This is a genomic window from Streptomyces sp. NPDC002958 (assembly GCF_055563255.1).
The window spans coordinates 37,814-53,331 of the sequence record NZ_JBVHDS010000018.1 but is presented as its reverse complement, the minus strand read 5'-3'; the positions used below and the strand labels follow the sequence as shown (position 1 = coordinate 53,331).

Here is a 15,518-nt window from a genome sequence, read left to right as displayed (position 1 = left end):
GCAGTTCCAGCTCGGCCTCGGGGATGTCGATGCCGTCGATCTTGTTGAGTCGCTGAGAAGGTCAGTCGATATTCGAGCCGAAGGGCGCGGTATCACCGGCGACATCATCCGGCTTGCGGCGCATGGCCACCAGGAGTGTGACGAGTGTGCCCGCCACCGCCCACGTGGAGAGCACCAGCAGCGGTCCGGTGACCGCGTTGCCCTTGAAATACGCGATCGAGCGTGCCACCCAGGTGCCCGCCCCGGGCTTGTGCAGTGCCCCGACGTAGGACGCGATGAACAGGAACTACAGCCCGAGCACGCCGATGACGAGCAGTGCGGCCCGTGGAGTGACGGCGTTCTTCACCTCGTCAGCGAAAGTCATGCCCCAACGGTCCGGGGCGTCGGCCGTTCGTGCAGGTGGAGTCGGGCCGAATGGCTGACCGGAACTCCGGTCCGGGGTCGGTTGCATGTACCTGTTCCGCACCCCAGGTATCGTACGAATGTTCGAAACTTGGTCTATGGTGGAGGTGAGGGGTGGTGAGTACGGATCGGTCCAGGAGGTGCAGATGTCAGGGTTCACGCATCTGCATACCGTTTCCGGGTTTTCCCTGCGGTACGGGGCCTCGCACCCGGAGCGGCTGGCGGAGCGTGCCGCGGAGCGGGGGATGGACGCTCTCGCGCTGACCGATCGCGACACGCTCGCGGGGGCGGTCCGTTTCGCCAAGGCCTGCGAGAAGGCCGGGGTGCGGCCGCTCTTCGGGGTGGAGCTCGCGGTGGGTCCCGCGATGGCGGAGCATGCGAGAGAGGGCGGGCGTACGCATCGGCTGCGGGCCCCGGTCCGCGGCGGTGCCTTCGTCGATGAATCGGCGCCCCGGGTCGCTTTCCTCGCCCGGGACGGTGCGCAGGGCTGGGCGGAGCTGTGCCGTCTCGTCACCGCCGCCCACGCCCCCGCCGGTGCCGGACAGCCTCTGGCCGACCGGTCCGAGCTGCCCGCCGAAGGGCTCACCGTGCTGCTCGGCCCCGCCTCCGACGTCGGCAGGGCGCTGGTTGCGGGACGCCCGGACCGGGCCGCCGCGCTGCTCGCTTCCTGGCGGGAGATCTACGGCGACGACCTGCGCCTCGAAGCCGTCCACCACGGACGCGAAGGCACCGGACCCGGATCGTTGCGGCTCGCCGCCCGTACCGTCGGCTTCGCTGCCGATCAGGGGGTACGGGCCGTGCTGACCAATGCCGTCCGGTACGCCGACCCCGGACAGGGCCCGGTCGCCGATGTGCTCGACGCGGCCCGCGGGCTGGTCCCCGTCGACCCCCGCCGCGCCCCGCTCGACAGCGGCGAGCGCTGGCTGAAGGATGCCCGCGCGATGACGGAGACCGCCGAGCGGATCGCCTCCGCCGCCGGACTCGGCCGGGACGCCGGAGCACGGCTGCTCGCGGAGACCCGGCGCACCGCCGACGCCTGCGTCGTCGACCCCGAGGCCGACCTCGGTCTCGGCACCGTCCACTTCCCCGAACCGCATCTCGTCGGTGCCGGGCGGCGCACCGCCCAGCGGGTGCTGGCCTCCCGCGCCGCCGCCGGAATGGTGCTGCGCGGCTACGACCGCAGGCGCGACTACTGGGAGCGGATGCACCAGGAGCTGGACATCATCGCCTACCACGGTTTTGCCTCCTACTTCCTGACGGTCGCTCAAGTCGTGGATGATGTAAGGGCGATGAAGGTACGGGTCGCCGCCCGGGGCTCCGGTGCGGGCTCCCTGGTCAACCATCTCCTCGGAATCGCGCACGCCGACCCGGTCGAGCACGGGCTGCTGATGGAGCGCTTCCTCTCCAAGCGTCGTGCCGTGCTGCCCGACATCGACATCGACGTCGAGTCCGCCCGCCGGCTCGACGTCTACCGCGCGATCATCGGACGCTTCGGCACCGAGCGGGTCGCCACCGTCGCCATGCCCGAGACCTACCGGGTGCGTCATGCCATCCGGGACGTCGGCGCCGCGCTGTCCATGAACCCGGCTGAGACCGACCGGCTCGCCAAGGCCTTCCCGCACATCCGGGCCCGCGACGCCCGCGCGGCCATGGAGGAGCTGCCCGAACTACGAGAAGTGGCACGGGAGAAGGGCCGGTACGGGCGGCTCTGGGAGCTGGTGGAGGCGCTGGACGGCCTGCCGCGCGGCATTGCCATGCACCCGTGCGGGGTGCTCCTCTCGGACGCCTCCCTGCTGCGCCGGGCGCCTGTCGTGCCCACCCGCGGGGAGGGCTTCCCGATGGTGCAGTTCGACAAGGAGGATGTGGAGGATCTGGGGCTGCTCAAGCTCGATGTGCTGGGTGTGCGGATGCAGTCTGCGATGGCCCACGCGGTCACGGAGATCAGGAGGGCCTCGGGGCAGGACGTGGACCTGGACGCCGTACCGCCGGGCGACCCGGAGACGTACCGGCTGATCAGGAGCGCCGAGACGCTGGGCTGCTTCCAGATCGAGTCGCCGGGCCAGCGCGATCTGGTCGGCAGGCTCCAGCCCGCCACCTTCCACGATCTGGTGGTCGACATCTCACTGTTCCGCCCCGGACCGGTCGCCGCCGACATGGTGCGTCCGTTCATCGAGGCCCGGCACGGCCGTGCGCCCGCGCGCTATCCGCATCCCGATCTGGAGGGGCCACTGCGTGAGACGTACGGGGTGGTCGTCTTCCATGAGCAGATCATCGAGATGGTCGACATCATGACCGGCTGCGGCCGGGGCGAGGCCGACCGGGTGCGGCGCGGGCTCTCCGACCCCGGGTCGCAGGGCCGGATCAAGGTGTGGTTCGCACAGCAGGCGGCGGCGAAGAAGTACAGCGCCGAAGTGATCGCCAGGGCCTGGGAGATCATCGAGGCGTTCGGCTCGTACGGCTTCTGCAAGGCGCACGCGGTCGCCTTCGCCGTGCCGACATACCAGTCGGCGTGGCTCAAGGCGCACCACCCGGCGGCCTTCTACGCCGGACTGCTCACCCATGACCCGGGGATGTACCCGAAGCGGCTGCTGCTCGCGGACGCGCGGCGGCGCGGGGTGCCGGTGCTGGGGCTGGATGTGAACCGGTCGGCGGCCACCCATCGAATCGAACTGATGTCTGATCATGAGGGGAGGGGAGAGGTCTGGGGGGTCCGGTTGGCGCTCTCGGACGTCCGCGGCATCAGTGAGGCCGAGGTCGCCCGGATCGAGGCCGGGCAGCCCTACACCTCGCTGCTGGACTTCTGGCAGCGGGCCAGGCCGGGAAGGCCGACCGCCGAACGGCTGGCCCAGGTCGGTGCGTTGGACGCGTTCGGTGCCAACCGGCGTGATCTGCTGCTGCATCTGTCCGAACTGCACCGCGCCCAGCGGGGCGCGGGTTCCTGCGGTACCGGTGCGCAGCTCCCGCTCGGCGGCGGACACCGGACCGGCTCCATCGGGCTGCCCGACCTCAACGAGGCCGAACGCCTCAGCGCCGAGCTGGGCGTCCTGAGCATGGATGTCTCCCGTCACCTGATGGGCGATCATCACGCGTTCCTGAAGGAGCTCGGCGCGGTCTCCGCCAAGCGGCTGCGCGAGGCACGGCACGGGGAGACCGTGCTGGTCGCGGGCGCCAAGGCGGCAACCCAGACCCCGCCGGTCCGCTCCGGCCACCGGGTCATCTTCACCACCCTGGACGACGGTACGGGCCTGGTCGACCTGGCCTTCTTCGACGACAGCCATGCCGCATGCGCGCACACCGTCTTCCACTCCTGGCTGCTGCTGGTGCGCGGAGTGGTGCAGCGGCGCGGACCGCGGAGCCTGAGCGTGGTCGGCGCGGCCGCCTGGAATCTGGCGGAGCTGGCCGAGCTGCGGCGTACCGGCGGACTCGACGCGGTCGCCGCCCGGCTGGCGGAGGAACCCTCGTCGGAGGAGGGCGCTCCCGAGGCTCCCGAGCCTGCTCCCGCCGACAAAGGCCGTCGCATCCAGATGTCCACCGGGTACGAGATGAACCCCTGGTCCGACCTCCAGCCGCCCGGTGAAGGTGTTGCCACCGGAAGGAAGTTGTGGCACCAGAGCCCGGGGAGTGCGGGATGAGCACTGCACGCGAGGAGCCGGGAATCCTGTACCTGCGATTCCGCAAGGTCGGCGGCGGCCTCTTGGACAGCGTCGGTTACGAGGGGCTGCTCGCCCTTCTCGGTGCGTTCACCCCGGTGGTCGAGGCGGTCCCGCCCGACGGGGCGCTCGCCGATGTGCGCGGCGCGCTGCGCTACTTCGGGCAGGACGCGAAGGGGCTGGCCTCGGTGATCCGGATCCGCGCGCTCGCCCTGCACGGCGTGGACTGCGCGATCGGGGCCGCGGAGAACCCGATGCTGGCCCGGATGGCGGCACGGCAGGCCGCGCCCGGAACGACCTTCGTGGTGCCCGGGGGCGGGGGAGCGGGGTTCCTCGCGGCCAAGCCGGCCGCGGCGCTGGACGGAGTCGGGGCGGCGACGGCCCGCACCCTGTGCGGATACGGGCTCGACTCCGTCGGCCGGATCGCGGCGGCCCCGCTCGGTACCCTGCAACGGATCACCGGCGTACGGACCGGGCGCGAACTGTGGGAGCGGGCGCACGGCATCGACCGTACGAAGGTCGTGCCGGGCGCCGCCGCCCGGTCGATCGCCGCCGAACGGTCCTTCCCGCGCGACGAGTTGGACCGGGAGCGGCAGCGCCGCGCGCTCATGTCGCTCACCGAGGAGCTGGGGGGCAGGATGCGCGAGGACGGGCAGGTGTGCCGGGGGCTCGCGGTTTCCGTGCGCTATGCCGACCGGACCGGATACTCGACGCTGACCCGCAGCCGTACGCTCCCGGAACCCACCGCCCACTCCGCGGCGCTCACCGAACTCGCGTACCGGATCCATGACTCGTTCGCTCTGCAGCGGGCCCGGGTGCGGGGGATCGCGCTGCGCGCGGAGGGACTGACGGACGGTGAACGGGCCGCGCACCAGCTGTCGTTCGACCCGGCGGACGAGCGGGCGCGCAGGATCGAGGCGGTGGCGGACCGGCTGCGGGCCAAGTACGGCCCGCGGGCCGTGATGCCGGGGCGGCTCGGGGCCTGACCGGCCAACGGCGCGGCGGTGATGAAGGACAACCGGGCCGCAGGGCGCGTCCATGACGGCCGGCGCGTACACCCGCGGCCCCGGCCTTCCCGCGATCCGGCCGCGCACCGACGTCGACGTCCCGGTGCGGGAGGACCGGAAGCGCTGCCCGCACTGCGGGTACACGCCTGGTGGAGCGGCGCGTGGACGGCGTGTACCACCGTTTCCGCCACCGCGAGTGGCTGACCGGCTGATCGACTCTGTCAGTGGCGGATGGCACGATCGGCTCATGACGACGATCGACTGGGATTCCGCAGCCGACTCCTTCGATGAGGAGCCCGACCACGGACTGCTCGACCCGGCGGTCCGGCACGCCTGGGCGCAGCGCTTGGAGAGCTGGCTGCCCGGCGAGCGCTCCGACGTGCTCGACCTGGGGTGCGGCACCGGAAGCCTCGCACTGCTCGTCGCCGGGCAGGGGCACCGGGTCACCGCCGTCGACCGGTCGCCGCGCATGCTGGAGCAGGCGCGGGCCAAGCTCGCCGGGACCGGTACCGGGGTGTTTCTCGGCGACGCGGCCCAACCACCGGTCGGCAAGCAGAAGTTCGATGTGATCATGGCCCGGCACGTCGTGTTTCTGCTGCCCGATCCGGCGGCGGTCCTGCGCCACTGGTTCACCCTGCTGCGGCCCGGCGGCCGGCTGATCCTGATCGAAGGCGTCTGGGGAGGCGTCGGCCTCTCCGCCGAGCGGCTGACCGGATTTCTCTCGGGACTCACCGAACGCATCCACCACGAGCGGCTCTCCGACGACCCGGCCCTGTGGGGCAGACAGGTCGACGACGAGCGCTACGCCCTGGTGGTCCGTGCCGAACCTCCGCGGCGGCACACCGAGGTCGTCGATGTGCATCTGCTTCTCCGCCGCGGCCCCGACGTCCTGCTCGCCCGCCGGGCCAATACGGGGTACGCGGACGGGCTGTTCCACGGCCCGTCCGGACATGTCGAGGACGGTGAGGACGTCCGCGAGGCAATGATTCGTGAGGCCGCCGAGGAGATCGGCGTCGAACTCGGCCCGGACGAGCTGCGGGTCGCCCTGGTCATGCAGCACCGCGGCCCCGGCGGCAGTCCCAGGACCGGCTGGTTCTTCGAGGCGGAGTACGACCCGGGCCGCCCGCCGTGCAACCGTGAACCGGACAAGTGTTCCGAGCTGGCGTGGTTCCCGCTGGACGCACTCCCGGACGACATCGTCGCCTACTGCCGGGCGGGCCTCGACGGCTACCGAGCGGGGGAGCACTTCCTGATCCACTGGCACGAGGACGGCGACACCGTGGCGTACCAGCCGCACGGCATCCGCCGCGCCGTCCCGCTGCCGGCCGGCGGGGCCCGCACCGGTGGGGTGCACCACATCGAACTGTGGGTGCCCGATCTTCCGGCGGCCGAGCAGGGATGGGGCTGGCTGCTCGGCGAGCTGGGCCATGTTCCGTACCAGAGCTGGGAAAATGGGCGGAGCTGGCGGCGCGGCGACAGCTATGTGGTGGTCGAGCGGTCACCCGACCTGACCGGAGGGACGCACGACCGCCGCCGCCCCGGGCTCAACCACCTGGCGTTCCACGTCCGGGACCGGGCCACCCTCGACGCACTGGTGGCCAGGGCCCCGGAGCACGGCTGGCGGCAGCTCTTCCCGGACCGCTACCCGCACGCGGGCGGGGACGGGCACGTCGCCGCCTACCTGGAGGACGCGGCCGGGTACGAGGTGGAGCTGGTCGCGGGAATCCGGCAGGCCCGACCCGCGCCGGAGGAGCCGGCGCCGCACACCGACATATGGGCGCGGCGCCGGGATCAGGGCCTGTTCTGAGTTGTCCCGCGGCGTCGCGGGACAACTCAGAACACCTGAAGCCGGTCCGCCGGATCAGATCCGGTCCGGCCGGCAGGTACGGTCCTGCGGATCAGGGGCCCAACAAGCCGGGGATTCGTGGCCTTCGCTCACAGAGTGCGCTCAAGGCGGTCGGCCATCAGCCTGACGAAGCGCGACGGGTCGCCCAGTTCGCCGCCTTCGGCCAGCAGTGCCAGGTCGTGGAGGAGTTCAGCCGTCTCCTCCAGTCCCGTGCCGGTGTCCTCACCGCGTTCGACGTGGGCCCGGTTGAGGCCGCTGACCAGCGGGTGCTCCGGGTTGAGTTCGAGGATGCGCTTGACGTGGGGGACGGGCTGGCCCATGGCGCGGTACATGTTCTCCAGGGCCGGTGTCACGTCGTGCGTGTCCGAGACGATGCAGGCGGGCGAGACGGTGAGGCGCGAGGAGAGCCGTACCTCCTTGACTGTCTCGCTCAGCCGGTCCGTCATCCAGCCGAGCAGACCCGCGTACTCCTGCTGCCGGCTCTCGCGCTCGGTCGCGGCCTCCTTCTTCTCCTCCTCGGTGCCGAGGTCGACCTCCCCCTTGGCGACGGACCGCAGCCGCTTGCCGTCGAACTCGGGCTCAGCCTCGACCCACACCTCGTCGACGGGATCGGTCAGCAGCAGCACCTCGACGCCCTTGGCCCGGAATGCCTCCATGTGCGGAGAGTTCTCGATGGCCTGCCGGGACTCACCCGTGAGGTAGAAGATGTGCTCCTGCCCGTCCTTCATCCGCTCCACGTACTGCCGCAGAGTGGTCGGCTCGTCCTTGTCGTGCGTCGTGGCGAAGGAGGAGACACCGAGGATGGCGTCGCGGTTCTCGAAGTCGCTCAGCAGCCCCTCCTTGAGGACGCGGCCGAACTCCCGCCAGAACGTGGCGTAGCGCTCCGGGTCGGCGGACATCATGTCCTTGACCGTCGACAGCACCTTCTTCGCCAGACGCCGGTGCATCAACTGGATCTGGCGGTCCTGCTGGAGGATCTCGCGCGACACATTGAGCGACAGGTCCTGCGCGTCGACGACACCCTTGACGAAGCGCAGGTACGGGGGCATCAGCGCTTCGCAGTCGTCCATGATGAAGACGCGCTTCACATAGAGCTGGACACCGCGTTTGTACCCCTGCCGGAACAGGTCCTGGGGCGCGTGCGACGGGATGAAGAGCAGCGCCTGGTACTCGAACGTGCCCTCCGCCTGCAGACGGATGGTCTCGAGGGGGGCGATCCAGTCGTGGCTGATGTGCTTGTACAGCTCGTGGTACTCGTCGTCCGTGACCTCGTCGCGCGAGCGCGCCCAGAGGGCCTTCATCGAGTTGAGGGTCTCGGGTTCACGCGGGGCGTCGTCGGCGTTCTCCCCTTCCCCGGTGGCCGCGGACGCAGTCTCCGCGGCCATCCTGACGGGCCAGGTGATGAAGTCGGAATACCGCTTGACGATCTCCCTGATCTTCCAGGGAGAGGTGTAGTCGTAGAGCCGGTCATCGGTGTCCTCCGGCTTGAGCCGGAGTGTGACCGTCGTGCCTTGGGGAGCGCTGTCGACGGTTTCGATCGTGTAGGTGCCCTCGCCGGTCGATGTCCAGCGGGTGCCCTGGCTCTCGCCGGCGCGCCGGGTCAGCAGCGTGACCTCGTCGGCCACCATGAAGCTGGAGTAGAACCCGACACCGAACTGGCCGATCAGCCCTTCGGCCGCGGCGCTGTCCTCGGCCTCCTTGAGTTCCCGCAGGAACTTGGCGGTGCCCGAGTTCGCGATGGTCCCGATGAGCTGGACCACTTCGTCGTGGGACATCCCGATGCCGTTGTCCCGCACGGTCAGCGTACGGGCCTGCTTGTCGGTCTCGATGTCGATGTGGAGGTCGGACACGTCCGCGCCGAGCGAGTCGTCGCGGAGTGCTTCGAGCCGCAATTTGTCGAGCGCGTCGGAGGCGTTGGAGACGAGTTCGCGCAGGAACACGTCCTTGTTCGAGTAGATCGAGTGGATCATCATCTGCAGAAGCTGGCGCGCTTCCACCTGAAACTCGAACGTCTCAGTGGGCATAATCCGTGATTCCTTCTCAGGCCACCGGGTGGAGAACTGACCTGAGAACTGTAGATCAACTGGTCATCACGGAAACTGCGTTCCGCCGGTCAGGAGTGTCCTTTGTGCGGCTCGTGCGACAGGGCCGTACCGAACTCAGGGAAATTCAGTACGAATCGGGCGCGCTCTTTCTGGATGCGTCGCCAAGACGGAGCACAGGCTCGCCATCGGGGGTGCAGCTGATGCCTTCGCGGACGAGCAGGGGCTTCGGCCGGTACGCCCAGGATGTCGGCGTCGCTACACGGCGGAGGGGGTTATGAGCTGCTGTCGGTTTACTGAGCTGGAGTGCGCTGTGGTGAGCAGGAGTGAGTCCTGTCGGCGGCTTCGCGGGGCGGGAACGGTAGTTCTGGGGCCGAATGGGTGACCTTGGCGGCTGTTGCTCGTTGGGCTGGGTGGCAGGCGTCCGGCCTGGTGGGGGGTGTTGTGGTGGGTGGTGTGCGGGAGGTGGCCGCGCCCTTTGTGGTGCCGGGGCCTTGCGGGGTGGCGGTCCGGGGCCGTCTGAAGCACCTCACGCCCCGGGACGAGACGGTTCTGCGTGCGGTCGGTGAGCATCAGGGCGCGCTGGCATCCCGTGATCTCAGGGCTCGTTGTGCGGATGGTCTGGAGCACAGCGCGGACACCTGGGCGTCGCGTAAGCGGGGCCTGACGCCGCTGTCGTCGTCGCGGATCGCGGGTGCGATCACCAAGGCCACGCACGATCAGTGGGCGCTGGCGCGCCGTTGTCAGGCCGCGCACATCCAGACGCTGGAATCCGGGATCAGGGCGCTGCGGTACCGCCTGTCCCTCCCGATCGGTGAACCCGGGACGAAGCGGGCTGCGGGCGGCTACCGCTCCAAGGGCGAGTGGTTCCACAAGTCCCGCCGTCTTGCCGCGCTGGAGGCACGGCATGCGGCCGTTGTTGCCGACCGGCAGGCCGGGCGGGTGCGGGTGGTGCGGGGCGGCAGACGTCTCCTCAACACCCGCCACCACCTCACCCAGGCCCAGCTGACCGAAGACCGGTGGCGGGAGCGTTGGGAGGCGGAACGCTGGTTCATCGCCGCCGACGGCGAGTCGGGCAAGCGGTTCGGGAACGAGACGATCCGCGTCACCCCGGACGGTGAAGTGTCGATCAGGCTGCCTGCCCCGCTCGCACACCTGGCCAACGCCCCTCATGGCCGGTACACCCTCACCGTCCGTATCGGCTTCGCGCACCGGGGCGCGGAGTGGGCCGACCGCATCGAAACGAACCGGGCCGTCGCCTACCGCATCCACCTCGACACCGAACGCAGCCGCTGGTACCTCACCGCCTCCTGGCAACGCCCCGTCGTGCACACCATCCCCTTGGAGGCCGCCCGCGCCCGGGGCATGATCGGCGTCGACACCAACGCCGACCACTTCGCCGCCTACCGCCTCGACCCACACGGCAACCCCATCGGCGAGCCCCGGCGGTTCTTCTACGACCTGTCCGGCACCGCCGCTCACCGCGACGCACAGATCCGCCACGCCCTGACCCGCCTGATCAACTGGGCCAAGCAGGCCGGTGCCACCGCGATCGCCATCGAAGACCTCGACTTCACCACCGAGAAGACCCGCGAGAAGCACGGCCGCAAGAAGCGGTTCCGGCAGCTGATCTCCAGCATCCCGACCGGGAAGCTCAAGGCCCGGCTGGTCTCCATGGCCGCCGAACAGGGCCTCGCGATCATCGCGGTCGACCCCGCCTACACCTCCTTGTGGGGTGCCCAGCACTGGCAGAAACCGCTGGCCACCCCCAAGCGAAAGATGTCCCGTCACGATGCCGCCGGTATCGCGATCGGACGACGCGCCCTCGGACACCCGATCCGGCGTCGGACGGCACCGCCCCCACACGACCGGAGCGATCGTGCGAGGCATCGGACCGCCCAGGCCGGACCAGGCACCCAAGGGCGTGAGGGAACCCGCCCACCCGCAACGGACCACGCCCCCGGAGACGTGCCGCCGAACGGGACGAGAAAGCGGCAACCCAGCGCATCCAAAACCGTTCGGGATGCGCCCAGAACGCACCAGTGGGTCCAGGACTCACTTACGCACACTGGCTAGGAACGGTGTTGCCTTCGATCTGCCTTCCTCGATGAAGGAGGTCGAGGCTTCCTTCGAGAACGTCCCGTTCAGCATGCCGAACGCCCTGTTCCGCTGCGGTCATCGCGCCGAGGGTTGACGGACGCGGGTGGACGGGCTCCGGGCGGACCGCACAGGGCCCGGCCGGAACCCGGAACGAATGCCTTTGCGCGGTCAGGCCGAAAGCGCCGCGAGGCCCTCCGTGCGGGCCAGGTGTTCCAGCTCGTCCAGCGCCCGACGGGCTGCCTCGGCCGCCGCCGGATCGCGAGCGGCGAGACCGCTCTCCTCGAACTCGTCCTCGTCCAGCCGGAGTACGGACGAGCCGTCCGCCGACACCCACAGATCGAGGTCCAGGTCCTCGATCAGAAGCTCCCCGTCCCGCAGCTCGGCGGGACAGGTGATGTCGCAGTACCAGCCCTTGAGTTCGCCCGCGCCGGTACGGACCTCCTTCACGGCGAACGAGGGGGCACCTCCCATGCCCTTAAGGCTATGGGGGAGGTCGCGCCAATAGTGCTCGGTGAACACGTCACCGGGCTCGAACCGTACGAAGCCGAAGTCACGGACCCCCGGCGCCGCCCAGGGCGCACGCACCGTCACACGAGTGCCGTCGTCGTGGATCACATCCGCCGGGTAGCGGATCTTGGTCCGCCCGGCCTTCACCAGAGTGACCACCAGTGTCGTCTCAGCCAAGCTTTCGGACATACCGCACCTCCGTCGCACAGATCTCGTAGCCGAACCATCGGTTGACCGCCAGCATCGGACCGTTGTCCGCGTCATTGCCGGTGTACGCGTCCGTGTACCCGGCGGCGCGTGCCCGATGCAGCGAGTCGTTCTTCGCGAGCCTGGCCAGGCCGCGGTTGCGGTACGCCCGGCGGGTGCCGGTCATCCCCGACATGTAGCGGGTCAGACCATCGGTCTGCGCCGCGCTGAACGCCGCCACCTCTCCGTCGACCATCACGACCGAGGTGAGCTCATGGTCGAATCCGGGCCGGTGCCAGATCTCCTTGAGCCAGTCCTCGTAGTCGGACAGTTCGGCCGGGGTGTCGCTCGGCTCGTCGGCCGTGGTCTCGGCGTCCGCCTCGAAGAGCGGGCGCGGGTCGGCCGCGAAGTCCGCGGCGGTACGCAGCTCGACATCCGCCGACAGTTCCTGACGGGGCGGCAGAGAGTCGCCTGCCAGGTCGAGATGGAGGAAGTGCGCCGAGCGGCTCGGCGCGTAGCCGCGCTTCTCGGCGAATGCGCGGTTCGACGGGGTGTCGAGCACCCAGGTGTAGAGCGCGAGCGCGCCCTCCCGCGCCAGGTACTCCTCGGCCGTACTCAGCAGCAACCCACCTGCCCCGTGCCCGGTGCGGTCCGGATGTGTGTACGGATTGCAGAACGCCTGGCCGGGTTCGGGGCTGTCGTGGAGGAGACCGGCCTGTGCGGTCCCGATGAGCTCACCGTCCTCCTCGGCGACCAGCAGCCGGTAGCGCTTGTCGGGATGGGCGGAGGCCAGATCGAAGGTGACCTGCTCGGGAGTCGTCACCATGTAGGGCAGTGCGGCACGCCGGACCTGCACCCAGGCCTCTGCGTCGGCGGGCAGGAAGTCGCGAACGAGGACAGTCATGGGCCGGACGTTACGCGTGGACCCGCACGGGGCGCCGCTGATTTTCCGGCGGTGGGGGACAATCAGCGCGTGACTCTGAAGATCGCCCTTGATCCGGATGCCGGTACCGCCCCGTACGAGCAACTGCGGACGCAGATCTCCGAACTGGCCCGCTCCGGCGCGCTGCCCGTCGGTTTCAGACTTCCGACCGTACGCGGCTTCGCCGAGGAGCTCGGCCTCGCCGCAAACACCGTCGCCAAGGCGTACCGGGCGCTGGAGGCCGACGGGGTGATCGAGACCCGTGGCCGCAATGGCACGTTCATCGCCGCTGCCGGTGATGCGGCGGACCGTCATGCGGCGGCCGCGGCGCAGGAGTATGCGGAGCAGGCCCGTCGGCTGGGCCTGTCCCGGGCCGAGGCGCTGTCCCTGGCCGAGGACGCGGTGCGGGCGGCGTACGCGGCGCGGTGAGTCGGGGCCGGGGCCGTCCGGCGGCCGGTTCGTCCTCCATCGCCGGACGGCCCGGTCTTCCCGCCCGTCCGGCCACCGGGCTCAGAGATACAGGCCCGCGTCCGCACCGGAATCCTGCTTCGGCACCGACGCGGGACCGCTGCCGCGCCGCAGCGCGAACAGCTCGGCGAGCGTGGCACCCTCGCGGCCGAGCCCTTCCTCCGTACCCAGCCAGGCCACCGCCTCCTGGCGGGTCAGTGAGCCCACCTCGATCCTGGCGAGGCAACGGCCCGGCCTGACCACGGCCGGGTGGAGCCGCTCCAGGTCCTCGTTGGTGGTGACGCCCACCAGCACATTGCGGCCCTGGCCCAGCAGCCCGTCGGTGAGGTTCAGCAGCCGGGACAGTGCCTGGCCCGCCGTGTGCTTGGCCTCGCCGCGGATCAACTCGTCGCAGTCCTCCAGGAGCAGCAGCCGCCAACGGCCCTTCGCCGTGCCGTCGTCCTCGCCGATCGCGATGTCCATCAGATAGCCGACGTCGCTGAAGAGTCGCTCCGGATCGAGCACACAGTCGACCTGGCACCAGTCCCGCCACGAGCGCGCGAGCGTGCGCAGCGCGGACGTCTTGCCGGTGCCGGGCGGGCCGTGCAGCAGGAGCAGGCGGCCGGCGATGTCGTCGGGTGTGACCTTCATCAGCCGGTCCATGGCATCGGCCACCGGTGCCGTGTAGTTGTTACGGACCTCGTCCCAGGTGCCGGCGGCGATCTGACGGGTGGTGCGGTGCGGGCCGCGGCGAGGGGACACGTACCAGAAGCCCATCGTCACGTTCTCGGGCTGCGGCTCCGGTTCGTCCCGGGCGCCGTCCGTCGCCTGGTCAAGGATCTTCTGCGCCAGCTCCGGGCCGGTCGCGGTGACCGTGACATCGGCGCCGCGGTTCCACCGGGAGATGAGCAGTGTCCAGCCGTCGCCCTCGGCGAGCGTGGCACTGCGGTCGTCGTCCCGGGCGGCGCGCAGCACCTTGGCGGCCGGGGGCAGCAAAGTGGCCCCGGCCTTGACGCGGTCGAGGGAGGAGCTGTGCGAGTACGGCTGCTCGCCCGTCGCGAAGCGGCCGAGGAACAGCGCGTCGACGACGTCGGACGGGGAATCGCTGTCGTCGACGGTGAGCCGGATCGGCAGAGCGGACTCAGGGTTGGCAGACATGGCGCCCATGATCCGGCAAGGGGCCACCCGGCGCACCCGGGTTTCACCACCTTCCTCCCGGCAGTGGGCCGGGGACATGACGCGACCTCAGGGGGGCGCACAGGCGAACTCATTGAGGCAACTTGGCATGGACACTTCCAGTAGGGGTGTGGGTACTGCTACCACGGACATGGCAGTCCGGCGGACAGCCTGCCGGTCGGTCCAAGGGAGGTTCCATGAAGATGTCCAGACTCGTGGCGTTCTCGTCCTCGCTCCTGCTCGGTGCCTTACTCGCTCTGACCGGAGCGGCGACCGCCAACGCCGCACAGTCTGTCCAGGCCGTCGACTACGTCGCTCTCGGGGACTCGTACTCCTCGGGTGTCGGATCCGGCAGTTACGACAGCGCCAGCGGTGACTGCAAGCGCAGCACCAAGGCCTATCCCGCACTCTGGGCCGCCGCCAACTCGCCCTCGTCCTTCTCCTTCACCGCTTGCTCGGGCGCCCGTACGGGTGACGTCAAGGCCGGTCAGCTCGGACCGCTGACCGCCTCGACCGACCTCGTCTCGATCTCCGTCGGCGGCAACGACGCGGGCTTCGCCGATGTCATGACCACGTGTGTCCTCCAGTCGGAGGCCACCTGCCTCAGCCGGATCGCCACGGCCCGCGGCTATGTCGACACCACGCTGCCCGGCAACCTCGACTCGGTGTACTCGGCGATCCGCACCAAGGTGCCGTCCGCCCATGTCGTCGTCATCGGCTATCCGCGCTTCTACAAGATCGGCGGCAGCTGTGTCGTCGGACTGAGCGACAAGGTGCGCACTGCGATCAACGGCGCCGCCGACTACCTCAACGCGGCGACCGCCAAGCGCGCCGCCGACCACGGCTTCACCTTCGCCGATGTCACGGGGAACTTCACCGGGCACGAGATCTGCTCCGGAAGCGCCTGGCTGCGCAGCCTCAACTGGCTCAACATCGGTGAGTCGTACCACCCCACCGCGGCCGGACAGTCGGGCGGCTATCTGCCCGTCTTCGACTCGGCCGCCTGACCCCTCCCCGTGCATGTGCCGGACCCGTTCAGTCGTCTGACGGGCAGGAGGTCCCGTCCGTAGGGATCTCCGTCCGGCACTCCGGCGATACGTTGCGGGAGGAGTGCTTCCGTTCTGTCCAACTCGCCCTGGAATCGGGTGGATTCGGGGGGCGGTTATCAACCTCCGTATGTGTGTGCTCATCCTGCGACCGGGATACACGGGTGTCGTCGCGGGGGGATAGGGT

Annotated in this window: 11 protein-coding genes; 6 read left to right on the top strand and 5 right to left on the bottom strand. The window is 70.0% G+C overall.

The annotated features are described in order from the left end of the window. Nucleotides 1-61 precede the first annotated feature (61 nt). The gene (locus ACZ3IC_RS25470; protein WP_467419581.1) at nucleotides 62-229 is read right to left on the bottom strand and encodes a hypothetical protein; all 168 of its coding nucleotides are present in this window, start codon (nucleotides 227-229) and stop codon (nucleotides 62-64) included. Nucleotides 230-548: 319 nt separating this feature from the next. On the opposite strand from ACZ3IC_RS25470, the gene ACZ3IC_RS25465 reads away from it, so the two are divergent. The 3 genes from ACZ3IC_RS25465 to ACZ3IC_RS25455 all read left to right on the top strand — a co-directional run bounded on the left by ACZ3IC_RS25465 (nucleotide 549) and on the right by ACZ3IC_RS25455 (nucleotide 6,866). Beyond that, on the top strand, nucleotides 549-4,034 hold the full coding sequence (locus ACZ3IC_RS25465; RefSeq protein ID WP_467419695.1) for a DNA polymerase III subunit alpha: 3,486 nt from the start codon (nucleotides 549-551) through the stop codon (nucleotides 4,032-4,034). Continuing rightward, complete coding sequence (locus ACZ3IC_RS25460; protein WP_467419579.1) at nucleotides 4,031-5,038, top strand: DNA polymerase Y family protein; 1,008 nt, start codon at nucleotides 4,031-4,033, stop codon at nucleotides 5,036-5,038. Before ACZ3IC_RS25465 ends, ACZ3IC_RS25460 begins: the two co-directional genes overlap by 4 nt. Before the next feature lie 268 nt (nucleotides 5,039-5,306). Beyond that, nucleotides 5,307-6,866 (top strand): methyltransferase domain-containing protein, encoded by a 1,560-nt coding sequence (locus ACZ3IC_RS25455; protein WP_467419577.1) that lies wholly within the window; start codon nucleotides 5,307-5,309, stop codon nucleotides 6,864-6,866. A 128-nt stretch (nucleotides 6,867-6,994) separates the two neighbouring features. On the opposite strand, the gene htpG is transcribed toward ACZ3IC_RS25455, so the two are convergent. Then, nucleotides 6,995-8,929 (bottom strand): molecular chaperone HtpG, encoded by a 1,935-nt coding sequence (gene htpG / locus ACZ3IC_RS25450; RefSeq protein ID WP_467419574.1) that lies wholly within the window; start codon nucleotides 8,927-8,929, stop codon nucleotides 6,995-6,997. A 465-nt stretch (nucleotides 8,930-9,394) separates the two neighbouring features. Between htpG and ACZ3IC_RS25445 the strand changes: the two genes are divergently transcribed. After that, nucleotides 9,395-11,023 (top strand): IS200/IS605 family accessory protein TnpB-related protein, encoded by a 1,629-nt coding sequence (locus tag ACZ3IC_RS25445; protein WP_467419572.1) that lies wholly within the window; start codon nucleotides 9,395-9,397, stop codon nucleotides 11,021-11,023. 192 nt (nucleotides 11,024-11,215) lie between these two features. On the opposite strand, the gene ACZ3IC_RS25440 is transcribed toward ACZ3IC_RS25445, so the two are convergent. Then, a complete protein-coding gene (locus ACZ3IC_RS25440; RefSeq protein ID WP_467419569.1) occupies nucleotides 11,216-11,743 on the bottom strand; it encodes a ribonuclease FAU-1 family protein in 528 nt (175 codons plus the stop codon). After that, entirely contained in the window at nucleotides 11,724-12,644 is a 921-nt protein-coding gene (locus ACZ3IC_RS25435) for a GNAT family N-acetyltransferase (RefSeq protein WP_467419567.1), read from the bottom strand. The genes ACZ3IC_RS25440 and ACZ3IC_RS25435 overlap by 20 nt, the downstream gene beginning before the upstream one ends. Nucleotides 12,645-12,713: 69 nt before the next feature. Between ACZ3IC_RS25435 and ACZ3IC_RS25430 the strand changes: the two genes are divergently transcribed. Further along, nucleotides 12,714-13,091, top strand: a complete 378-nt coding sequence (locus ACZ3IC_RS25430) for a GntR family transcriptional regulator (protein ID WP_467419564.1) — start codon at nucleotides 12,714-12,716, stop codon at nucleotides 13,089-13,091. An 81-nt stretch (nucleotides 13,092-13,172) separates the two neighbouring features. Here ACZ3IC_RS25430 and ACZ3IC_RS25425 read toward each other — a convergent pair whose 3' ends face one another. After that, complete coding sequence (locus ACZ3IC_RS25425) at nucleotides 13,173-14,267, bottom strand: DUF5925 domain-containing protein (protein ID WP_467419563.1); 1,095 nt, start codon at nucleotides 14,265-14,267, stop codon at nucleotides 13,173-13,175. A gap of 215 nt (nucleotides 14,268-14,482) precedes the next feature. Between ACZ3IC_RS25425 and ACZ3IC_RS25420 the strand changes: the two genes are divergently transcribed. Next, a complete protein-coding gene (locus ACZ3IC_RS25420) occupies nucleotides 14,483-15,292 on the top strand; it encodes an SGNH/GDSL hydrolase family protein (RefSeq protein ID WP_467419560.1) in 810 nt (269 codons plus the stop codon). The last annotated feature ends 226 nt before the right edge of the window (nucleotides 15,293-15,518 follow it).